The following is a 23,493-nucleotide window of genomic DNA, read 5'->3' as shown; positions in this document are numbered from 1 at the left end:
TTCTCCTATTCCGCCGGAACCGGCGCCAGCGCGCCGTGGCCGCCCGTCCCGCCCCGCCGGTGCGCGAACCACTCGCCGAGTGCGCGGCAAACGACGTAGAAGGTGGGGGTGAAGATGAGGCCGAACGCGGTGACGCCGAGCATCCCGAAGAATACCGCGGTGCCAAGCGCCTGACGCAACTCCGCCCCCGCGCCGCTCGCGATCAGCAGCGGCACGGCGCCGAGGATGAAGGCAAAGCTCGTCATAAGGATGGGGCGCAGGCGGTCGCGCGCGGCTCGCACGGCGGCCTCGACCGGCGACAGCCCGTCCTGTTCCTCGGCCTGGCGGGCGAATTCGACGATCAGGATGGCGTTCTTCGCCGCGAGCGCGATCAGGACGACGAGGCCGATCTGCGTGAGGACATTATTGTCCATCCCGCGAAGATTGACGCCCACCATCGCCGCGAGCAGGCACATCGGGACGATCAGAATGATCGCCAGCGGCAGCGTCAGGCTTTCATACTGCGCCGCGAGCACCAGAAAGACGAAGACCACCGCGAGCGCGAAGACGATGCCGGCTGTGTTCGCCGCCGCCTTCTGCTGGAAGGCGATGCCCGTCCATTCGGTGCCATAGCCCGCGGGCAGCGTTTCGCTCGCCAGCTTCTCCATCGTGGTCAGCGAGGCGCCCGAGGACGATCCCGGTGCCGTGTCGCCATCGACCTCGACCGCAGGGAAGAGATTGTAGCGCGTGACACGGTACGGCCCGGTGCGGTCCTCGAAATTGGCGACCGACCCGATCGGCACCATCGCCCCCGAGTTGGACCGGGTACGAAGGTTGGCAATGTCGGCGACCGTCTGGCGATAGGGCGCATCGGCCTGCGCGGTCACACGGTAGGTGCGCCCGAGCAGGTTGAAATCGTTGACGAAAGCCGAGCCCAGGTAGACCTGCAGCGCTTCGAAAACGCGGTCGGGCGGAACGCCGAGAGCGTTCGCCTTCGCCCGGTCGATGTCCGCGAAGACGCGCGGATTGGTCGGATCGAAGAAGGTGAAGACATTTGCAAGGCCTTGCGCCTGGTTCGCCTTACCGATCAGATTGTTCGATTCCTTCGCCAGTTGGGCATAGCCGTGCCCGCCGCGATCCTGCACGATCATCCGGTAGCCGCCCGCCGAACCGATCCCCTGGATCAGTGGCGGGGGAATGATCACGATTTGCGCTTCGGTGATGTCGGCGGTGCGCTTGCGCGCCTCGTTGATGATGTCGTCGAGCTTGACGCCGAGCTTCTTGCGCTCCTCAAAGGATTTGAGAGGGAAATAGGCGGCCGCCGAATTGGGCGCGAGGGTCTGCGACGGGCCGTCGAAGCCCGCTAGCATCACCGAACCCAATATGCCCTCGACCGGCAGCACGCGCTGCGCGACCTTCTGCAGCACGGCGTCGGTGCGTTCGACCGACGCCCCGGAGGGAAGCTTGGCGACGACGAGGAAATAGCCCTGATCCTGCGCCGGGATGAAGCCCGTGGGCGTCGCCCAGAACAGCGCGACGGTCGCCGCGATCAGCCCCGCATAGGTCGCCATGACCTTCTTCGGCGCGCGCACGAGCCGCGCCGTGAGCGCCGCATAGGCGCCGCCCAGCCGCTCGAAGGCGCGGTTGAAGGCATCGCCGGCGCGGCGCAGCATCTGCATACCGCGCCCTTCGTTCGTGGGGGCCGCATGCGGACGCAGCAGTATCGCGGCGAGCGCGGGCGACAGGGTGAGCGAGAGGATCAGCGAGATGATCGTGGCGGTCGAGATGGTCACCGCGAACTGCTGATAGAAAGCGCCCGACAGCCCGGTGAGAAACAGGGTCGGCACGAACACCGCGCAGAGCACCAGCACGATCGCCACCAGCGCGGCCGACACCTCGTCCATCGACGTTCGCGCGGCCTCCAGCGCGCTCATCCCCTTTTCGAGGTTGCGCTCGACATTCTCGACCACGACGATCGCGTCGTCGACGACGATCCCGATCGCGAGCACCATGCCGAACAGCGACAGATTGTTGAGGCTGTATCCGAACGCCGCAAGCACCGTGAAAGTGCCGACCAGCGATACGGGAATGGCAAGCACCGGAATGATCGCCGCGCGCCATTTCTGGAGGAATACCAGAATGACGATCACGACGAGCACCACCGCTTCGAACAAGGTGTCCATCACCGCGTCGATCGACTGGGAGATGAATTCGGTGGGATTATAGATGACGCGATATTCGAGCCCCTTGGGGAAGCTCTTTGACGCCGTTTCCATCTCGGCCTCGACCGCCTGCGCGGCGGCGAGCGCGTTCGATCCGGGGCGCTGGAAGACCGCCATGATCACCGTCGGATCGCCCGACAGATAGGTGTTGCTGTTGTAATCCGACGCGCCGAGCTCGACGCGCGCGACATCCGACACGCGCACCTGCCGCCCGTCGGCGTCACTGCGGATGACGATGTTGGCAAAGTCGCTGGGGTCGGTCAGGCGGCCCTGCGTTTCCACATTCAATTGGAAATCGCTGCCGTTCGCATAAGGCGGCTGGCCGAGCGTGCCCGCGGCGACCTGCACGTTTTCGCGGCGCAGCGCAGCGACGATCTCGCCCGCGGTCAGGTCAAGCGCGGCCGCGCGGCCGGGGTCGATCCATACGCGCATCGAATAGTCGCGATTGCCGAACAGGCGCACGTCGCCGACGCCGTCGATGCGGCTGAGGCGGTCGCGAAGCTGGGTCAGCGCATAGTTGGAAATATAGGCGCGATCGAGCGACTTGTCGGGCGAAACGAGGTTCACCACCATCAGGAAGTCGGGCGACGTCTTGCGCGTCACCACGCCCAGCCGCTGGACGGTTTCGGGCAGGCGCGGGGTCGCGATGGCGACGCGGTTCTGCACCAGCACCTGCGCGGCGTCGAGATCGGTTCCGATCTTGAAGGTCACCGTAATCGTGACGGCGCCGTCTCCGGTCGACTGGCTGCTCATATAGAGCATGTTTTCGACGCCGTTGATTTCCTGCTCGATCGGTGCCGCCACCGTGTCGGCGACGGTTTCAGCTGAAGCGCCGGGATAACTTGCCGTCACCGTCACCGTCGGGGGAATGATGTCGGGATATTGCGAGACGGGCAGACCGACATAGGCCACCGCCCCGATGATGGTGATGATCACCGCGAGGACCGCCGCAAAGATCGGCCGGTCGATAAAGAAACGCGAAAGGCGCATGGGAGAGCCCCCGTTCTGGTGATTGAATTCGAACGTCCCCTCCCGCTGGCGGGAGGGGGAGAAAGGTCATTTCGCGAAAGTCGCCTGCGCCGACAGGGGTTCGCGCGCCGACGCGGCGGCCTTCTCGGGCTCGGCCGAGATACGGCCTGCCTTGGTGAAGGCCTTCTCGCCCGGCCGCGCGAACTGGTATCCGGTGATCACCACCTGGTCGGCCGCGGCGAGCCCGGAGCGGATCACGCGAAGCCCGTCGACCTCGGGGCCGATCTCGACCGGCCTTGCGGCGACGACGCCGTCCTTGCCGACGACATAGACGATCTTGCGCGCCTGATCGGTCTGCACCGCGGCAGCCGGAACGAGCAACGCGCGGGTCGTCTCACCCGTGGCCAGTCGCATGTTACCGAACATGCCGGGGGTCAGGAACATTTCCGGATTGGCGAAGCGCGCGCGGGCGCGGATCGTCCCCGAGCGCGGGTCGAGCCCGTTGTCGGTGAAGTCGAGCTGGCCCTTCCAGCGATACTCGCCTTCGTCCTGCAGCCGCACCTCGACCGCCGCACCCTTGCCGGTGCCGTCGCGCTTGGTCTTCAGGAAGAGCGCTTCAGAGCCCTGGAAGGTGAAATAAATCGGGTCGAGCGCGTTGATCGTGGTGAGCAGGGTTCCGCCGGCATCGCCCGCCGACACGAGGTTTCCGGGGTCGATCATCCGGTCGGAGATGCGCCCGCTCTGCGGCGCGCGGACGGTGGTGAATTCGACGTCGAGCGCGCGGGCGGCGATGCGCGCTTCGGCTCCGGCGAGCGCCGCCGACGCTGCACGGACGCGGGCGCGCAGCCGGTCGATCTCGCTTTCCGACACTGCCTCCACATCGACGAGCCGGCCGGCGCGTTCGAGTTCCAGCCTGGCGAGCGCCAGGTCGCTGCGCGCGCTTTCGGCAGCGGCGCGTGCCTCGGCGAGTGCGGCGCGATAGGGACGCGGGTCGATGGTGAAGAGCGGCTGGCCCTTGCGGACGATCTGACCGTCGGTGAAATGCACCGCGGTGATCGCGCCCGAGACGCGCGGGCGCACCTCGACCGACTGGATTGCCTCGAAGCGGCCGATATAATCATCCCATAGCGTTACCTCGCGCGACAGCGGCGTCGCCACGGTCAGCACAGGCGGCGGGGCGGCGGCCGCCTGCGGCGCGCCATCGCGGAGCACCCACCACGCCCCCACGACGATCACCAGCAGGGCGGCGATCCAGACAATGCGGCTTCGCCGGCGCGGACGGAGGAGTTCGGCAAGCTCGCGCCGGACGCGAGCGTCGGAGGGGTCGGTCTTCTCGATCGGAGTATGGACAGTCATGGCAGGGCCTTTTCTCTGGTCGGTCGCTGCGCCGAGAGCGCAAAAGGGGGCCGGCGCCGGGGACATGGCCGCCGGCCCTAGGGAGTCGCGAAAGGGTGGTCAGAGAGCAGCCGAGGCTGCCCTCCCTGGAAGTGCCGCGCCCACCGCGCGGATCTGGTCTATTGTATGCGCTGGGTTAGCGCGGTCAGGGGGCGCGGCCGCCGCAGAGGGGACATGCGGCGGCCGGCCGGGGGGAGAAGTCTGTTTCGTTGAGACATGGCGACACTCCTTCGGCAAACGCACAGCGGCTGCCGAACGGGGAGGAGGGAATGTTTTATATACTAGACGGTATATAAGTGAGAATGCGCCACGTCAAGGCTATTCTGTACCGTATGGTAAAGATTTTTTGTCAGCGTCCCGGCCAGAGCTTTAGGCTGGTCTCGACCAGCCGTTCGAGCTCGGCGCGCGTCGCGCCTGCGCCCGCCTGCACGGCGAGCCCCTGGTTGATCGCCGTCAGCAGCGCAGCGAGACCTTCAGGATCGACGTCGGACGGCAGGTCGCCTTCCGCCTTCGCGCGCTCGAAGCGCTCGAGCATCGCGCGCTTGGCCGCAGCGCTCCGTTCGAGCACCGCTTCGCGAATGCCCTCGGCCTCCGACCCGCAGGCGACCGAACTGATGACGCCGAGGCAGCCGTGGGGGTTGTCGGGACAGGTCTGCATTTCGAGCGCGCCGCGCATCAGCCGCTCTGCGACCCCGCGGGCGGTGGGCGCCTTCAGCGCCTCGCGCATATAATCGAGCTTTTCGCGCTCATAAAGGTCTAGCGCCTTGTTGAAGAGCGCCTCCTTGTTGCCGAATGCGGCGTAGAGACTGGGCTTGGTGATCCCCATCGCCTCGGTGAGGTCGGCCATTGAGGCGCCCTCATAGCCTTTGCTCCAGAAGACGCGCAGCGCCGCCGCCAGTGCAGCGTCGACGCAAAATTCGCGCGGGCGGCCCTTGGCAGCGGGAGGAGCTTCGACTTCCATAACGTCCGGTATATATGTTCGCGCGCGCCGTTTGTCTAGGGGCGGACGCCGGCGACAGGCGGGCCGGCAAGCGGGTCACTCGCGGGGCCCAGATTGAGGAACCACTGCTCACCCGCCGCGCGGCGGCGCCGCATCACCGCTTCGTGCAACTCGAACATGCCGGGCAGCGGATCGCGGCCGGCGACGGGCCGTGCGGCAAAGCGCATATAGGCCTCATCGCTCCCATAGGAAGCCCAGATCGGCGAGCCGGCGACGCTGGGCACCCCCTCGCGTGCAAAGCTCACCCAATAGTCGATCATGACCCCGGCCAGCGCGCTGTCCACGGGGCCGCCGGGCGCGGGCCAATTCGGGGGAAGCCCGGTATCGGCGCGGCCGAAGACGAACGGCAGCTCGCTCGCGTGAAAGGCGCAAAGATCGCGCGCCCGCGCCGCAGCATAGCAATGGTCGAACAGATAGAGATAGGCGGGCAGCCCCGCCGCGGCCTGCGCACGCACCAGCCGTTCGCTCGCCCAGCCATAGACGGCATCACGCGTCGCGGCGATCAGGCTGCCCTCCATGTCCGCCGCCGGATAGAGCCGAAGCCAGGCGCGCGCGAGGTCGCCATAGCTCCGCTCGATCCCGGCCTCATAGGCCGCGGCGTCGGCGGGGGCCTTCGGCACCAGCCCGCGCTGCGAGCGCACCTCACCGCTGTTGAAGCCGGCAAGCAGCGGCACCGGCGCCTGCTCGCCGCGATCAAGAATATCGGCGAGCTGGCCGGGCAGCAACGCGCCGTCGACCGTCGGCTGCGGCACAAAGCGCGCGGCGAGCGCCGCCCGCGTCAGCCGCTCTGCATCGACCGCGCGGAGCGCCGGCAGATCCTTTGCCCCCACCGCGTCGGCGAATAGCGCTCCCATCGCCTCGGCCGCAGCAAGTCCGAAGGCCGGTTCGCGAAGCCTCGGCACCGCACGGATATTAGGGCTTTGCGCAATTGCTTTCGCAAACAGCCCCCGCGCGCGCGGCACGCCAAGCAGATAGGCGACGCTCAGCGCGCCGGCAGATTCGCCCATGATGGTAACATTGGCGGGATCGCCGCCGAACGCCGCGATGTTGCGCCTGACCCAGCGAAGCGCTGCGATCTGGTCGAGCAGTCCGTAGTTGCCCGACACCCCCTCGGGCGATTCGGCACTCAGTGCGGGGTGCGTGAACCAGCCGAGGACGCCGAGTCGATAGTTGATCGAGACAAAGACGATCCCGCGCTTCGCATATCCGCCGCCGTCATAGAGCGGGCGCGCGCTTGTGCCGCGGAGCAACGCGCCGCCATGAATCCAGACGATCACCGGCGCCTTCGCCGCCGCCTTCGGTGTCCAGATGTTGAGCGTCAGACAATCCTCGCTCATCGGCGCCGGTGGTTCGAAATAGACACTGTCGTCGGGATAAGCGGGCTGGACGCACGCCGCGCCGAACGCTGCCGCCTTACGAACACCCCGCCACGCCTCGGGCGGTGCGGGCGGGCGCCAGCGCCGCGCACCGACCGGAGGCGCGGCATAGGGAATGCCGCGAAAGACGCGAAGATCGCCCCGCCATTCGCCCGCAAGCCGGCCCTCGGCGACGCGCACCTGTGGGCGATCCGCCGCCTGTCCTGGAGAGGCGGGCGCAAGCGCGAGGAGCAGCACCCATAGCCAGACGCCGACGCGCATCATATCGTCTCTCCCGCCGCGGCGCGGTTGTCAGCGCCATCGGCTCGACCTAAACTCACACGCGAGTGAATATCAAGCGCGATGAGCGGGAGGCGGACTTTGGGAATGCGGCAACCAACGCGGCGCGGATTTCTGGCGCGGAGCGCGGCGCTGCCGCTGGCCACCGCAGCGGGGGCGGCCGAGGCGGACACCTTCGCCTCGATGGTGCGCGATCTCGATCGTTATCTGGGCTTCGGGAACAAGCAGTCAGGCGGCGAGGGTGATATCGCTTGCGGTCATTGGCTTGCCGGCGAGCTCGAACGCGCGGGCTTCGTCGTCGAAAAGCCCGCCATTTCGGTGCCATCGTTCACGCCCGGCGACTGCGCGATCGTCACGGGGGACGCGCGCGCAGCGCTGTGGCCGCAGCCGATCGTGGTGCCCACACCCGCGGGCGGCCTCTCTGGCCCGCTCGTGCGCATCGACGGCGCAGGGCGCGCGGGCGCGCCGCTCGACGAGGCCATCGCGCTCGTCGAGCTTCCATATGGCCGCTGGTCGTCGGCGCTCGCCAAGTCCGTCCGCGGCCCCATCGACGCCGCCTTTTCGGCCGGCGCACGAGCGGCGGTGGTCGTGACCAACGGCCCGACCGGACAGGTCATCGCGCTCAATGCCGACGGGCGTGAGCCGATGTTCGCGGGCCCAGTCGGGCTCCTCGCTCCGGCCGACGCCGCGCCCTTCCTTTCCGCCGCGATGGAGCATGCGCGAGCGACGGTCACGCTCAGCGGCGAAGGGGGGCGCCGGGCGGCTTTCAACGTCATCGGGCGGCTCGAGAGGGGCAAGCGGCGCTGGATCGTCGTGTCGACCCCGCGCTCGGGCTGGTTCGGCTGCGCGGGCGAACGCGGCGGCGGCATTGCGGCGTGGCTCGACCTCGCGCGCCGGGCGCCGACGATGTTGCCCGATCATAACCTCGCCTTCCTTTGCAACAGCGGCCATGAATATGAGAATCTGGGCGCCGAGGAATCCCTGAAGGCCGCAGCACCCAAACCGGACGAGACGCATTTCTGGCTCCACCTCGGCGCCAATCTCGCCGCGCGCGACTGGCACGAAGGGCTGTTCGGGCTTGCCCCGCTCGCCGGGACAGATTCGCAGCGCTATCTGGTCGTCAGCCCGCCGCTGCTAACCGCGGCGCGGCGGCTGTTCGCAGGTCTCGCGGGCCTGGAAAGCCCCTATTCGAGCGACAGGCTGGCAGCCGGCGAACTGAGCGCGATCATTGCCGCCGGCTATTCGTCGGTCGCGGGCGTGTTCGGGCTCCACCGGTTCCATCACGTAGAGGACGACGACGCGCGCTGCATTGATCCGGCGCACGTCGCCGCGACCACGGCGGCGTTCGGCAAGCTGCTGGCGGAAGCAGCGCGAACCTGAGCCCCCGCTATGCCTCGATATCGCGCTTGTAGGTTTCGGGCAGAAACAGGATGCCGACGACTGCGGTAATCGCCGCAAAGGCGACCGCATACCAGAGCCCCTGATAGATATTTCCCGTCGCGGCGACCATCGCGAAGCCGATCGTCGGCATGAAACCGCCGATCCAGCCATTGCCGATATGATAGGGCAGCGACAGCGAACTATAGCGGATGCGCGCCGGGAACAGCTCGACAAGCAGCGCGGCGAGCGGACCGTAGACCATCGTCGCAAGCAGGCCGAAAATGCAGAGGATCGCGATGACCTTCACCTTGTTGACCTGCGCCGGATCGGCGGCGGGGGGATAGCCCGCCCGGGTGAGCGCGGCGTGGAGCTCCTGCTGAAAGGCGGCGATCGCGCTCGCCTTCGCTTCGCCCGTCAGGGTCGCCGGGTCCGGTGCGCGGTGAACGTCCTCGCCGATCTGCACCGAGGCCACGGTCCCGGGAGCGGCATCGGCATTCGAGTAATTGACCCCGCTGCGCGCCAGATAGGCTTTCACGATGTCGCAGCTCGTGCCGTCGAACTTGTTACGGCCGATCGGGTCGAACTGGAACGAGCATTCGCCGGCGTCGGCGACGACCGTGACCGGCGCCTGCTCGACCGCCGCCGCCATCGCCGGGTTGGCGGCCATCACCAGCGCCTTGTAGAGCGGGAAATAGGCGAAGACGGCGATGACGCAGGCAGTCATCATGATCGGCTTGCGCCCGATCTTGTCGCTGAGCCAGCCGAAGAAGACGAAGCTCGGGATGATGATGGTCAGCGCGGTGGCGACGAGGAAATTGGCGGTCGCCCCGTCGACCCGCGCGATGCGCTCGAGATAGAAGAGCGGATAGAGATGCGCGGCAAAGCCGATCACTGCCTGCCCCGCGACGGCGCCGAACAGCGCGAGCAGCACGATCTTCAGGTTGCGCCATTCGCCGAACGCTTCCTTGAGCGGCGCCTTCGACGTCGCGCCGGCGGCCTTCATCCGCTGGAACACCGGGCTCTCCTCCAGCTGCAAGCGGATCCAGAGCGCGACCGAGAGGAGAACGATCGAGAAAATGAAGGGCAGCCGCCAGCCCCACGCCTCGAACGTCTCTGCATCCATGAACAGGCGCAGCGACACGACGAAGGTCGAGGCGAGGATCAGCCCGATCATCGCGGTGGTCTGGATGAAGCTGGTATAAAAGCCGCGCTTTCCCGGCGGCGCATGTTCGGCGATATAGACGGCCGCGCCGCCATATTCGCCGCCGATCGCCAGCCCCTGCAGCAGCCGCAGCAGCATGAGGATGATCGGTGCCGCTATACCGATGCTGTCATAGCCCGGGAGGAAGCCGACGGCGAAGGTCGAAAGCCCCATGATCGCCATGGTGACGAGGAAAGTGTTCTTGCGCCCCACGATATCACCGACGCGCCCGAAGACCAGCGCGCCGAAGGGGCGGACGGCAAAGCCCGCGGCAAAGGCCATCAGCGCAAGGATGAAGCCGGTCGTCTCGTTGACTCCGGCGAAGAAGTGGACCGAGATCGCGCTGGCGAGCAGTCCGTAAAGGTAAAAATCATACCATTCGAAGACCGTGCCCAGCGACGATGCGGCGATCACCAGCGTTTCGCTGCGCGCCTTGGGGGCGCCGGCCGGCGCTTCGCTCTTCCTAGCCATCACTCTCTCTCCCGTTCGTCCCGGTGCGGCGGCGGGCACTTTCTCCGGTCCGTCCGCCACGCTCGGGGAATGTCAGCGCGCGGCCGCCATGGTCGGCGCGTCGAAGCCCGCGCTCGCCAGTTCGCGTTCGGCCTGCGTGAAGCCGTACGCCGGCACCACCTCTCCCGCCCGGTCCACCACGCGATCCCAGGCAGCGATCAGCCGCTCGGCGGCGTCGCCACCCTCGCCGATGAAGACCCCGTCGGTCAGCGTGACATGGGCGCTCGCGAAATGCCCCGCGCCTGCGCAGAGGATCGTGCGCGTCGGCGCCTCATCGCCCACGAGCGCGAGGAGGCTGGGACTTACAGCTTCGGGCGACAGCCGCGCCAGCGCATCGGGCGCCAGCACGCCTTCGGTCATCGCCGTCGCCGCAGTGGGCGCGAGACAGTTGACCCTGACATTATATTTCTCGCCCTCGAGCGCGAGCGTCTGCATCAGTCCGACGAGCGCCATCTTGGCCGCGCCATAATTGGCCTGGCCGAAATTGCCGTAGAGCCCCGAGGAAGAGGTCGTCATCACGATGCGGCCGAAACGGCGCTCACGCATCTGATCCCACACAGCCTTCGCGCAGATAGCTGCCCCCATCAGATGCACGTCCAGGACGAGGCGAAAGTCGGCGAGATCCATCTTTGCGAAGCTCTTGTCGCGCAGAATGCCCGCATTGTTGATCAATATGTCCACGCCGCCCCAGGTGCGCGTCGCCGCACGAACCATGGTCGCGACCTGTTCCTCATCGGTAACGGAGGCTGGCGCCGCCAGCGCCTGTCCGCCCCTTGCCTCGATTTCGGCAGCGACCCGTTCCGCGGCACCTGCATTGCTATCGTTGACGACCACGCGCGCGCCGTACCGCGCGAGCAGCAGCGCGTGTGAGCGGCCCAGCCCGCCGCCCGCACCCGTCACGATGGCTACCCGATCCTGCAACTCTCGCGACATGCCTTTTCTCCTCGAACGATTATAACTCACTTGTGAGTGAATAAAATGAATGGCGTGCGGAGATGCGGGAAAGGTGCTGAAGTCCTCCGCTTCTTCCTTATTCTCTCTCGCGTTTGCGCTGTTCGCAGATGTCGCGGAAGCCGGCCGCCATGAAGCGGGCCATCCGTGCCTTGACCGCGGCATAATCGTCCGAATGGCAAAGGCCTTGCGACAATTTGTCGATGCGCCCCGTGCGCGCGAGGGTGAGCATCAGCGCGCCGGTGACGAAATGATAACCCCAGAAGATGTCTGCCTCGTCGGCGTCGGGCAGCGCCTTCTTCAGTATTTCAATCAACCGCAGCACCACGGGATCGAAATATTTGTCCATGAATTCGGCGCCCTCGGGGCTGTTCGACGCCTGCGCACTGAAGGCACCATAATTTTTCCAGCCCTCACCGCCCTGGATATACAGATCAAGATCGGTGTCCAGAAAGGCGTGGAGCGCGCCCTCGACCGTTGGCTTTCCCGCTGCAGCGCGATCATAATCGTCGAGCGCCTTCATGCGCTTTTCGATGGTGACCACCGCGCGCCGCGCGAACACCGCATCGAACAGGGTCTTCTTGTCATCGAAATAATAGTTGAGGAGCGTGTGGTGGACGCCGACCTCTTTGGCGACGTCCTTCAAGGTCACCCCGTAAAAGCCGTGCTTTGAAAAGAGACGCTCGGCAGTGTCGAGAATCTGCTCCATCGTTTCGGCGCGCTGTTCCGCTTTAGTCGGCCTTTTGGTCGCGGTCTGCCTTGTCGCGGTCTTCGCCTTGGACACCAAATTCTTTTCCCTTCCGGACCGCTCGATAGGGTGTGCGGCCGCCCCCGGCCTACACCTCTCCATATTCCGCTCGCAATTGCATTTTGTCGATCTTCCCTGTGGGTGCGAGGGGCATCGCCTCAAGGCGGATTACGGCGTCGGGAACCCACCAGGGCGCAACGCGCCCGGCGAGGGGTTCGAGCAGTTCGGCGTCGCTGACCGAGGGGTCGCACGTTTCGACGAGCAGCACCGGACGTTCGCCCCATTTGGGGTCGGCACGTCCGATCACTGCCGCCAGCGAGACCTGCGGCAGCGCTCCCACGAGCGCTTCGATCTCCGCCGGGTTGATCCACTCACCCCCGGACTTGATGAGATCCTTGGCGCGGCCGGTGATCGTCAGGTTGCCCTTCGCGTCGATCCGCGCAAGGTCGCCGGTATCGAACCAGCCCTCAGCGTCCGTCGCCGGCTCGCTCTGCCCGAAATAGCGTTCAACGACCGTGCCGCCGCGCACGCGCAAATGGCCTTCGGCACCGCGTTGCTCGGGCAACGGCCGCCCATGAGCATCGGTGATCAGCAGGTCGATCCCCATCGCCGGCTTGCCCGACAGCGACGCCCGGCGCGCCGGGTCTCCCGGCATCGCCGCGGTGCCGAGCGGCGACAATTCCGTCATTCCCCAGCTCGTCTGCACTTCGGCACCGAGCCGTGTCTCGATCCGTTCCATCAGCGCCGGGGGCATCGACGCCCCCCCGACCAGAATGCGCTGGAGGGTCGGCACCTCACCGCCCTCGGCCTCGAGATGCTCGAGAAGGCCGAGCCACACGGTCGGCACACCTGCCGCAGCGGTGACACCTTCGGAGCGTATCAGCCGCGCCAGATGCGCGCCATCGCTGTGACGGCCCGGCAGCACCAGCTTCGCGCCGACCGCGGGCGCTGCGAAGGGTAGGCCCCATGCGTTGGCGTGGAACATCGGCACCACCGCGAGGATCGCATCGCGCGCCGTGGGGCCGAGGACGTCGGCCTGAAGCTGACGCATCGTGTGGAGGTAGCAGCCGCGGTGCGTGTAGGTCACGCCCTTCGGCGCGCCGGTGCTTCCCGAGGTAAAGCAGAGACCCGAGGGTGCCGTCTCGTCGAAATCGCCCCATCGGCTGTCGCGCGGCGCGGCATCGATCAGCGGATTGAGCGCCGCGGCATCCCCCTGCCCCGCTTCGCTGTCGAGCAGCAGGATATGGGCCAGCGCGGGCAGGTTGGCGCTCGCATCGCGCGCGAGCGGCACGAGATCGGGGCTCGCCAGCAGGACCCGCGCCTCCGACTGCGCGAGCATCGAGCCGAGCTGCGCCGCGGTCAGACGCGGGTTCAGCGTGTGGCACACCGCGCCCATTCCCATGATACCGTACCATGCCTCGACATGCCCCTGCGTGTTCCACGCGAGCGTCGCGACGCGGTCACCCGGCGCGATGCCGAGCGCGGCGAGCGCTCCCGAGACGCCCCGCGCCCGATCATGGAGCGCGGCATAAGAGATGCGCTGGATGCTTCCGTCTGCCCCGCCCGACACGATTTCGGCGTCAGGGTGCCATTTGGCGGCGTGGGAGAGAAATTTGTCGAGCGTCAGTCCGTAGGATTGCATCGATCCGTCGATCATTGGCACCCCTCGGCCTTCGGCGGCAGCGGCGGCGAGGCGAGGCCGACGTTCCAGTTCCAGGGAATATCGCCGGCGGCGCGGCGGCGGCACACCACGGCTTCGTGCAGCGCGGCGGTTCCGGGAAAGAGATTGTGCGCGGCGCGCGGCTCCTCCGCGAAATGAACGAAACCCCGGTCGTCGGCATAGTCGGGCCAGTCGGGCGCTCCCCCGGCCCTGGGCTTTGCGCTACGGGCAAAGCTTGCCCAATAATCGCCCATCGCCTGGCTCAGTTTGCGCTCGGCCAGCGTGTCGGGGATCTTCGGCCACATGGGCGGGGTCTTGCCAGCTGTCCCGAACACATAAGGCAGCTCGGCTGCGTGAAAGCCATGGAGCTCCCATTGCTCCATGGCGGGATAACCATGATCGAAGATATAGAAATAGGAAGGCTGGCCAAGCGCCGCCTGGTCCGACACCAGCCGCTCGGCGGTCCAGCCATACATGGCGTCGCGCGTCGCAGCGAGCATCGAGTCCTCGACATGTTTGGCGGGATAGCGCGCGAGGAACGCCTCGGCGAGCTCGCCATACCGGGCGCGTATCGCCTTTTCATAGGCGGCTGCGTCGGCCGGAGGTGTCGGGAGCAAGAAACGCAGCGACCGGATTTCACCGCTGTTGAAACCGGCAAGGATCGGCACCGGTGCCTGCTCGCCGCGGTCGAAGGTCTCGACGAGCTGGCGCGGCACGACCTGGCCATCGACCGCCGGGAAAGGGAAATAGCCCAAAGTCGGCGGCTTGCTCGCAATCTCCTCGGAAGAGAGCGCCCGCAGCGCCGCGAGATTGGGCGCGCCGAGCTTTGCGGCGAGCGCCACGCCCTGCTCTTCAGCGGGCACCATGCCGTTGATCGGCTCGCGAAGGCCGGGGGCGGAGACCATGTAAGCGCTCTCGGCAATCGCCTTCGCGAACAGCCCGCGCGCTTGCGGTGCCGCCATCAGGTACATGACGCTGAGCGCGCCCGCCGACTCGCCTGCAATCGTCACATTCTTCGCATCGCCGCCAAAGGCTCCGATGTTGCGCTGCACCCATTCGAGCGCCGCAATCTGGTCGAGCAGTCCATAATTGCCCGACAGATGATCGGGAGACTCGGCGCTCAGCCCCGGATGGGCGAACCAGCCGAACATACCGAGCCGGTAGTTGACCGACACGACGATCATCCCGCGTTTCGCGAGCGCGCTTCCGTCGTAGATTGGATCGCCGCCCGATCCGGTGACGAGCGAGCCGCCATGGATCCAGACGAAGACCGGCAGATCCTTCGCCCCCTCAGGTGCCCAGATGTTGAGCGACAGGCAATCCTCGCTCATCGCCGGCAGATCCCAGCTGTATATGCTGCCCGCGCGCGCCTTCGGCTGCATGCACGCCGGGCCGAACTCGCTCGCATCGCGCACGCCCTGCCACCGGGGCGCCGGCTGCGGCGGCTTCCAGCGCGCCGCTCCGACCGGCGGCGCTGCATAGGGAATGCCCTTGAATGCGCGGATGCCGTCCGCCGTCCCTCCTCGCACCTCGCCCGCTGGCGCCGCGACAACGGGTCCCGGCGCCGCAGCAGCCGGGGCCGCGAGAAGCGCTGTAAGAAGCAGGACAAGCGACAGGGGGCGAGCGGTCATTTGTGCAGGCTTGCCGGTCAGAAGCGATAATCGGCGCGCAGGCCGACCGTCCGAGGCCGCATCCGGGCATAACGCCCGTCCAGGAATGCCTCGGGGTGCACATAGGTGATCCTGCTCGCATCGAAGAGATTCTCGACATAAGCGGTGAGGTTCAGCGCCCCGAGCTTCGTCCCGGCATAGAGGTTCGTGTTGGTCCAGGCCTGCGTATAATCATAGGTCGGGCTCGCCGCGTTGGGATTGCCGGGAACATTGGGGAACTGGTTCGGGAAGGAACCGGCGTGCGACACATTGACCGATGCGAACGCGGTCTTGCCGCCGCCGATCGCGAAATCATAGCGCAGCGTCCCCGAGCCCTGGAAGTGCGGCGAGGCGAGCCGCGTTCCGAGTTCGGCGCCCGAAATCGCAGCTTCGGTATCGGTCAGCTTGGTCACCTTGGCGCGGTTGAACGAGCCGTTGAGCGAAAGGCTGAGTCCCGCGACCGGCCGGGCGACGAATTCGAATTCGAGGCCATAGCTTTCCGCCGCACCGATGTTGGTCGCGAACTGGACCGAATCCGAGACGCGGTTCGCCTGTACCTGGATGTCCTTCCAGTCGATATAATAAGCCGCGAGATTGGCGGTGAGGTCGCCATCGAACCAGCGGCCCTTCAACCCGACTTCGTAATTGGTCACGCTGTCGGACTTGGCGCCGTCAGGGATGATGAGGTCGCCGGGGTCGACAACGCTAGCAAGCCCGGCGCGCGCGTTGACCACCGGGGTGCGGAAGCCCGTGGACACCGTCGCATAGGTGGTAAGGCTGTCGACCGGTTTCCACGACACGCTGGCCTTCCATGAGAGCCGGTTGGCCTTGACCTTCAAGCCTTCGGCATAGTTGATCGGAACGATCGTCACCGGCAGATTGGAAAGCCCGAGCAGCGCGAGCGTCAGGTAATTGCTGTTGTAGCCGCCACCGCGCGTGAAGCTCTGCACTTCCGTGCTACCGTAGCGCAGGCCGCCGGTGACCCAGAAGCGGTCGCTGAGATGCGCGGTCACTTCGCCGAAGCCCGCGATTTCCTTCTGATCGGTGTAACTGTTGAAACGCTGATAATATTCGTCGGGCAGGCCGGTCAGACCGCGCGCGTCGAGGAATTCCTGCGTTGAGCGATAGGCGAAATCGACGGTGCGCCGCTTGTCGTAATAGAAGAAGCCGGCGACCCAGTCGATTGGTCCTGAGGTGCGCGAGACAAGCCGCGTCTCCTGAACGAACAGATCGTCATAAGCGTATGCGTCGAGCGCAAACGGAAAGGCCTGCGCGAAGGTTCCCGCAAGATCGACGTAGAATGAAGCGTCATAGTCCGACAAGGTCGTCGAGCTGATCAGTTCGGCGAAGTCGAACTCGTAATTGACCGTGACATTATAGTTGGTGAGCTTGCCCTGGAACAGGTCGGGGCGGTCCGAACGGCGCACGAACTTGCCGAGCGCCGGGTTGGTCAGCGCCGAATCGGCGGGCTTGCTGTTCTCGTAGGAGGCGAGCAATTTCACCGTCATCCGGTCGCTCGGACGCATCAGCAGGATCGCGCGGCCGCCATAGGCCTCGAGGCTGTTCGAATCCTTGATGCCGGTCCCGATGTTGTCGATCCAGCCGTCCTCGTTGCGGTAATAGCCGGTGACGCGCAGCCCCAGCTGGTCGGTCATGATCGGCATATTGATCATCGCGTTGTAGCGCTGGCGCACCGAACTCGATCCCGTGAGACCGATATCAGCGCTCGCCGAGGCCTCGAAATCGTCGAGGTCGGGGCTTTTGGTGATGATCCGCATCGCCCCCGCAAGGGAGTTCGATCCGAACAGGGTCCCTTGAGGCCCCCGCAGAAATTCGACGCGTTCGACGTCATAGAGATTGGGGTCGAGAATGGTCGAATTGCCGTTCGCCGAGATCGGCAGCTCGTCGACATAGATGGCAACCGCACTCTGCAGGCCGGCGCTGTAACCGTTGGTATTGATCCCGCGGCTGGTGAAATTGTTGAAGTTCTGCGTCGGCCGGTTGACGACGATGCCCGGGGTGTTCTGGGCGATCCCCTCATAGCCGACGATGCCGAGGTCATCGAGCTGCTCCTGACCGAAGGCGGTGACGCTGAGCGGCACATCCTGCAGCCGGGCGGTACGGCGCGTCGCGGTGACGATAATATCTTTGCCGCCGCGGGGCGCATTTTGTGCGGTGGTTTCGGCCGGTGAATCGGCCTCGCTCGTTTGCGCGAGAGCGGAAACGGGTAGCGCGAACAGGGCGGCCGCCGATGCGGTCGCGAGAAGCTGAACCTTCATATGACTCTCCCTCCCGGGCGGCACTCTCCGGCACCGCCTTCGACCCCTTGTATGAGTCAGATTCGCTCGCGAGTCAACATTCACTATCATGTGCGTGAATATCTTGCTCCCTCGGGTCTGCACCCCGTTTTCAAAGGTCCAGGCTGGTTTGACAGATTGACAGCCAAAGAGGGTTGAAATCGTCATACCAGTTGTATAGTCCAATGTGGGCACAAGAGATGAACCGGGAGAGAGGACGCGATGCTGCTGCGGGCTGTTTTGATGGGGGCGATTTGCGCCTTTGCAATGGAGGCGGCGGAGGCCCGCGAGATACTGGTGGCCGACCAGATCGAGTATAAGGCCGCGGTAAAGAGCGCGAAGCCCGGCGATTCGATCGTCCTGCGCGATGGCGAATGGCGCGACGCGCAGCTTGTATTCACCGGCGCAGGCACGGCCGAGGCGCCAATCACCCTCACCGCACAGACCAAGGGCAAAGTGCTGCTCACTGGCGCTTCGAACCTTCGCCTCGGCGGCCGCCACCTTGTGGTTTCCGGGCTCGTTTTCAAGCGCGGCGCCAGCCCGACGCGCGAAGTCATCAGTTTCCGCCGCGATTCGAAAATGCTCGCGAGCAACACACGCATTACCGAGGTCGTCATCGACGGTTTCAGCAAGCCCGACCGGCGCTCCGAGGATATCTGGGTCGCGATATACGGCACCTACAACCGCGTCGACCACTCGCATTTCGAGGGCAAGACCAATAGCGGGGTCACGCTGGCGGTGATCCGCAAGTCCGGCGACCCGCTCGATAACCGACACCGCATCGACCATAATTATTTCGGCCCCCGTCCGCCCCTGGGCTCGAACGGCGGCGAGACGATCCGCATCGGCACCAGCGAGGAATCGCTGTCCGACAGCCACACGGTCGTCGAGCGTAACATTTTCGACCGCACCAGCGGCGAGGTCGAGATCGTCTCGGTCAAGTCCGGCGGCAATATCCTTCGCGAGAATCTGGTGCTTTCATCGCAGGGCGCCTTCGTGCTGCGCCACGGCAACGGCAATCTTGTCGAGCGCAACATCTTCCTTGGCAACCATGTGCCCGACAGCGGCGGCGTCCGCGTAATCAATCGCGACCAGATCATACGCTTCAACTATATGGAAGGGCTCGCGGGCAAGGATTTCAGAAGCGCCCTCACCGTGATGAACGGCGTGCCCAATTCGGTGATCAACCGCTACCATCAGGTTTCCAATGCCCTGATCGAGCGTAACTCGATCCTCGACAGCGCGCGCATCACTCTCGCCGCGGGCGCAGATGCCGAACGCTCGGCGCCGCCGGTCGAAAGCCAGTTCAGGGGCAATCTCGTCAGCGGCACCAAGAACACCGACCCCTTCCGCGCCGAGGACGATATCGCTGGCATCACATTTGCGGGCAATGTCGAGGCAGCCGTCGCGCAGCCGCTCGTGACGCGCGGTGTCGAACAGCGCGAACTCCGGTTCGAACGCGCTGCCAACGGCCTTCTCTACCCCACCGATCCCGCGCTCGCCAAGGTCGGTGCGCCGCGCGATCTGGTTCCCGTAAAGCGCGAAGAGGTAGGCGCCTCCTGGTATCGCCCCGACACCGCCGAAGCGGACTTCGGCTCCGGTCGCACCGTCGAACTGGCGGCAGGCGCGTCGCTCGCCGACGCAGTCGGCGCCTCGCGCGCAGGAGATACGCTCGCGCTTGCCGGGGGCGTCTATGAGGTGGCCTCGCCGGTTGTGGTCCGACACAGGCTGACCATCGCGGGACAGGCGGGCGCCGCGCCGGTCGTCCATGTCGCGAGCGGCGCCTTTGCCCGTATCGAGGCGGGCGGAGGTCTGCGCCTGGCCGACCTGACGCTCGATGCGCGCGGTGCCAGCGCCGACGCGGCGCTGATCGCGGTCGCCCCCGGGGTGGCGCCCAATTACGAAATCGAGATGAAGGGCGTGTCGGTCCGCGGCCCTGGCAAGGCGGCGCGGCTCGACGGCATTGTGATGGCCCCGGGCACGTTCGCGAACGCGATCGCGCTTCTCGGCAGCAGCTTTTCCGACATGAGCGGCGCGGTCGTCCTCGGCACGGGCGAGCAGGAACCCAAGGGCTGGTACCCGGTCGAACGCCTCGAAATTGCGGGGAGCAGCTTTGCGCGCGTCGGACTCGTGGCCGACCTTCTGCGCAAGGGCACCGACGAAAGCACCTTCGGCCCTTATTTTTCGATGACAGGATCGAGCGTTTCAGACAGCGGGGCGGGCGATGCCTCGCTTCGCCTGTCGGGCGCGCAGCACAGCGAAATTCTCGGCAACAGCTTCGAGACGTCGGCGCCGCTTGTCGTCATCCATTCAGTCGGCAAACCTCACACACGCATTAGCGGTAACGCCTTTCGCGCCACCCCCGCGCCGCGCATCGAGGAACTGGTCTACAAGGGGCCGCTACGGGCCGAACTCGCGGGCAATCTCATGGATAGCCGCCCATGACCCGTGCACTCGCGCTACTCCTCGCAGCAAGCGCGCTGCCGCTTGCGGCAGCGCCGGCATCCGGGCAGCCTTCATCCGCGCAGCCGGCCTATGCTCCGCTCTTCGCTGCCGAAGTTACCGGTGCAAAGCGCGACCTTGACGCCTCGATCGGGGCGGGGATCAACGTGCCGGTCCCCAAGGATGCGGGGGGCGGCTTTACCCACGAACAGCACAAGCGCAATTACCGGATCATCTTCGAGGGTGGCCAGCTTTACCGGCTCACCGGCGACCGGCGCTATCTCGATCATGTCCGCGACATGCTGCTCGCCTATGCCGACCTCTATCCGGCGCTCGGGCCGCACCCCGCCGCGGCAAACCAGGTGCCCGGGCGTCTGTTCTGGCAGAGCCTCAACGACAGCGTCTTCCTCGTCAACGCGGTTCAAGGCTATGCCGAAATCCGCAAGGCGCTTTCCCCCGACGACCGCCGCCGGATTGACGAGGGCGTCATTCGCCCGATGGCACGCTTCCTGTCCGACGGTTCGCCTGAGGTCATCAATCGCATCCACAATCATGCGACCTGGGCGTGCGCCGGGGTCGGTCTCGCTGGTTATCTCCTCGGCGACCGCGATCTTGTCGACAAGGCGCTGATGGGGCTCGACAAGAGCGGAAAGGCGGGCTTCCTGCGCCAGCTCGATCTGCTGTTTTCGCCCGACGGCTATTATGCCGAGGGGCCCTACTACCAGCGTTACGCGCTCCAGCCTTTCGTCGTCTTCGCCGCCGCGATCGAGGCGAATGAACCGCAGCGCAAGATCTTCGACTACCGGGACGGCATCGTGCTGAAGGCGGTCCGCACCGCCATCGACCTCACCCATTCGGGATATTTCATTCCGATCAACGACGCGATGCCCGACAAAAGCCTGCGTACCGAAGAACTTTATCATGGCGTTGCGATTGCCTACGCCGCGACGCACGACCCCGCCTTCCTGTCGATCGCCGAGTGGCAGGGGCACACGGTGCTCACGCCGGCCGGGCAGATGCTTGCCGCCGATGTCGCTGCGGGAAAGGCAAAGCCCTGGCCGTTCACTTCGCGTCTGCTGGGGGACGGTCCCGACGGCAAGCAGGGCGCACTCGTTCTCCTGCGCGAGGGCCGCGCAAGCAATGGGCCGCTTCTGGTCGCCAAGAACGGCGTGCAGGGCATGGGGCACGGCCATTTCGACCGCCTCAACTGGCTCTATTATGACGAGACAGGTGCGGTCGTGACCGACTATGGCGCCGCGCGCTTCCTCAACGTCGAGGCGAAGCGCGGCGGGCGCTACCTTCCCGAAAATGACAGCTGGGCGAGCGCGACCGTCGCGCACAACACGCTCGTCGTCGATGAACAAAGCCAGTTCGGCGGCCAATGGAAGGCTGGCGAAAAGGTCCCGACCCGTCAGCTTTCAGCCGGCCTCGACGCCCCGACCCGCTGGTCGATCGCCGAAATTGAAGGCGCATATCCCGGCGTCACCATCCGCCGCGCGCTCGTCATGCTCGACGTCGACGGCCTTTCAAATCCGCTGATCCTCGACATCCTCCACGGGACTGGCAGCGGCAGGCATCGCTATGACCTGCCGCTGCATTTTTCGGGACATATCATCGACAGCGACATTGCGTTCGACCAGCATCTGGCCGAGCGGCCAGTGCTCGGGAGCGTCAACGGTTATCAGCATCTATGGGTCGACGGCGAAGGGACCCGCAACGGCGCGGCGCGCCTCACCTTCATGCAGGGCAGCCGTTTCTACTCTTACCACATGGCGCCCCCCAAGGGCGCCCGCTTTATCCTCGCCGAAAGCGGCGCGAATGATCCCGAATTTAATCTTCGCCGCGAACCCGCGCTGATCCAGCGCGTCGACGGCGCCGCCGAGACGACCTTCGTCAGCCTGCTCGAACCGCACGGGCGCTATGACGCCTCGTCCGAGGCGGTGGTGGCAAGCAGTTCGCGCATCGGCTCGCTCGCGCACCGGCGCGAGGACGGCGCCGACATCGTGCTCGTGACCTTCGTCGATGGCCATCGCCTTGCCATAGCAATCGCGCACGATACCTCGGCGCGTGCAAGCCATCACGCGACCGTCGCCGGTCGCAGCTTCGCCTGGACCGGCCCCGTCGGCCGCCTCGACCTCGCCAAGGGAGACGCTCAATGAAGGGGCATTTGCGCTGGTGCGTGATCGGCCTGATCGGCCTTGCCACCGTGATCAACTATATCGACCGCAATGCGCTCGCGGTGATGTGGCCCGAGGTCTCGAAGGACATCGGCGCGACCAAGGAAGATTATGCGCTCCTGGTGACGATCTTCATGATCGCCTATGCCTTCGGCCAGTCGCTCTTCGGTCGGGTCTTCGACGCAATCGGCACGCGGCTCGGCTTCACGGTCTCGATCCTTTTCTGGTCGCTATCGATCGCCGCGCATGCCCTGGTCCGCTCGATGCCGCTGCTCGGCGTCCTGCGCGCAACACTGGGCGTAAGCGAGGCAGGCAACTGGCCTGGCGCGGCCAAGGCGAATGCGCTCTGGTTCCCCTCGCGTGAGCGCGCGCTCGCGCAGGGCATCTTCAATGCCGGAGCCTCTCTTGGCGGCATCGTATCGGCGCCGCTCGTCGCCTTGCTCTTCGTGCAGTTCGGGTGGCGCGGTACCTTCATGTTCGTCGGCATCCTTGGGCTGATCTGGCTCGTGCCGTGGCTCTGGTTCTACAAGGCCGATCCCGATACCAACCCGCGTCTCAGCGCCGAGGAACGCGCCTATATACTCTCCGGCCGCAGCGAAGCTGGCCGCACCGACGACCGGCGCATGCCGCTTGGAGAACTGCTACGCTACCGTCAAAGCTGGGCGGTCATCCTGTCGCGCTTCTTCCTCGATCCGGTCTGGTGGCTGTTCGTGTCATGGTTGCCGATCTATCTTGCCGAAACCTTCGGCTTCGACGTCAAGCAGATCGGGCTCTTTGCCTGGGTTCCTTTCGTCGGCGCAATGCTTGGCAGTCTGTTTGGGGGCTTTTTCGCGGGGCGGATCATCGACCGCGGCGGCAGCGTCCACAAGGCGCGCACACTCTCCATCGGGATCGGCTGTGCCATCATGCTGCCCGCCCTGCTCTTCACGATCCGCGCCGCTGACCCATTGACCGCGGTGCTGCTGATCGCGTGCATCCTCTTCGGATTCCAGACGGCGATCGGCAATATCCAGACGCTGCCGAGCGACTGGTTCGGCGGCGGCGCAGTCGGCAGCCTTGCCGGGATCAGCGGCACCGCCGCGGTCGCGGGAACGCTGATAACCACCTGGCTTGTTCCGGTGCTGACGAAGACCAGCTACGCGCCGATTTTCGCGCTGTCGGCCGCAATCGTCCCGCTATCATTTCTTGCCTTCCGACTGATCGGCGGCCGCGTCGAACCGGTCGCCACCCCATCCCAACCCACCCAAGAATAAGGAAT

The 23,493-nt window shown here is 65.9% G+C and carries 14 protein-coding genes; 4 read left to right on the top strand and 10 right to left on the bottom strand.

What is annotated here, in order from left to right; genetic code table 11:
* Positions 1-5: 5 nt before the first annotated feature.
* The 4 genes from LH20_RS00430 to LH20_RS00415 form a co-directional block, all read right to left on the bottom strand.
* Entirely contained in the window at positions 6-3,191 is a 3,186-nt protein-coding gene (locus tag LH20_RS00430) for an efflux RND transporter permease subunit (RefSeq protein ID WP_053552519.1), read from the bottom strand.
* A 66-nt stretch (positions 3,192-3,257) separates the two neighbouring features.
* Positions 3,258-4,526: an efflux RND transporter periplasmic adaptor subunit gene (locus LH20_RS00425; RefSeq protein WP_083455219.1), complete on the bottom strand. Its 1,269-nt coding sequence runs from the start codon at positions 4,524-4,526 to the stop codon at positions 3,258-3,260.
* A gap of 388 nt (positions 4,527-4,914) precedes the next feature.
* Positions 4,915-5,526: a TetR/AcrR family transcriptional regulator gene (locus LH20_RS00420; protein ID WP_053552518.1), complete on the bottom strand. Its 612-nt coding sequence runs from the start codon at positions 5,524-5,526 to the stop codon at positions 4,915-4,917.
* A 35-nt stretch (positions 5,527-5,561) separates the two neighbouring features.
* A complete protein-coding gene (locus LH20_RS00415; RefSeq protein WP_053552517.1) occupies positions 5,562-7,205 on the bottom strand; it encodes a carboxylesterase/lipase family protein in 1,644 nt (547 codons plus the stop codon).
* A gap of 102 nt (positions 7,206-7,307) precedes the next feature.
* Here LH20_RS00415 and LH20_RS00410 point away from each other — a divergent pair, with 102 nt between their 5' ends.
* A complete protein-coding gene (locus LH20_RS00410; RefSeq protein WP_053552516.1) occupies positions 7,308-8,600 on the top strand; it encodes a hypothetical protein in 1,293 nt (430 codons plus the stop codon).
* A gap of 7 nt (positions 8,601-8,607) precedes the next feature.
* On the opposite strand, the gene LH20_RS00405 is transcribed toward LH20_RS00410, so the two are convergent.
* From LH20_RS00405 to LH20_RS00380, 6 genes are all read right to left on the bottom strand, one after another.
* On the bottom strand, positions 8,608-10,272 hold the full coding sequence (locus LH20_RS00405; protein ID WP_053552515.1) for an MFS transporter: 1,665 nt from the start codon (positions 10,270-10,272) through the stop codon (positions 8,608-8,610).
* 72 nt (positions 10,273-10,344) lie between these two features.
* Positions 10,345-11,244, bottom strand: coding sequence for an SDR family NAD(P)-dependent oxidoreductase (locus LH20_RS00400; protein WP_053552514.1), 900 nt, complete (start codon positions 11,242-11,244; stop codon positions 10,345-10,347).
* Between the two features lie 97 nt (positions 11,245-11,341).
* Entirely contained in the window at positions 11,342-12,046 is a 705-nt protein-coding gene (locus tag LH20_RS00395) for a TetR/AcrR family transcriptional regulator (protein WP_235527063.1), read from the bottom strand.
* A 52-nt stretch (positions 12,047-12,098) separates the two neighbouring features.
* Positions 12,099-13,667 (bottom strand): AMP-binding protein, encoded by a 1,569-nt coding sequence (locus LH20_RS00390; RefSeq protein ID WP_053552512.1) that lies wholly within the window; start codon positions 13,665-13,667, stop codon positions 12,099-12,101.
* Positions 13,664-15,301 (bottom strand): carboxylesterase/lipase family protein, encoded by a 1,638-nt coding sequence (locus LH20_RS00385; RefSeq protein ID WP_053552511.1) that lies wholly within the window; start codon positions 15,299-15,301, stop codon positions 13,664-13,666. Before LH20_RS00385 ends, LH20_RS00390 begins: the two co-directional genes overlap by 4 nt.
* Before the next feature lie 17 nt (positions 15,302-15,318).
* On the bottom strand, positions 15,319-17,598 hold the full coding sequence (locus LH20_RS00380) for a TonB-dependent receptor (protein ID WP_053552510.1): 2,280 nt from the start codon (positions 17,596-17,598) through the stop codon (positions 15,319-15,321).
* Between the two features lie 240 nt (positions 17,599-17,838).
* On the opposite strand from LH20_RS00380, the gene LH20_RS00375 reads away from it, so the two are divergent.
* Genes LH20_RS00375 through LH20_RS00365 form a run of 3 tightly spaced genes read left to right on the top strand, consistent with a single transcriptional unit; the run spans position 17,839 to position 23,488 of the window.
* On the top strand, positions 17,839-20,061 hold the full coding sequence (locus LH20_RS00375) for a polysaccharide lyase 6 family protein (RefSeq protein WP_083455217.1): 2,223 nt from the start codon (positions 17,839-17,841) through the stop codon (positions 20,059-20,061).
* Positions 20,058-22,217 carry a heparinase II/III domain-containing protein gene (locus LH20_RS00370; RefSeq protein WP_053552509.1) on the top strand — a complete coding sequence of 720 codons (2,160 nt, stop codon included), beginning with the start codon at positions 20,058-20,060 and terminating at the stop codon, positions 22,215-22,217. Before LH20_RS00375 ends, LH20_RS00370 begins: the two co-directional genes overlap by 4 nt.
* Positions 22,214-23,488 carry an MFS transporter gene (locus LH20_RS00365; protein WP_053552508.1) on the top strand — a complete coding sequence of 425 codons (1,275 nt, stop codon included), beginning with the start codon at positions 22,214-22,216 and terminating at the stop codon, positions 23,486-23,488. The genes LH20_RS00370 and LH20_RS00365 overlap by 4 nt, the downstream gene beginning before the upstream one ends.
* The last annotated feature ends 5 nt before the right edge of the window (positions 23,489-23,493 follow it).

This window comes from Sphingopyxis sp. 113P3 (assembly GCF_001278035.1).
In the GTDB taxonomy this organism is placed as follows: Bacteria; Pseudomonadota; Alphaproteobacteria; order Sphingomonadales; family Sphingomonadaceae; genus Sphingopyxis.
The sequence above is the reverse complement of the archived record's forward strand: the minus strand, read 5'-3'. Positions and strand labels throughout refer to the sequence as shown.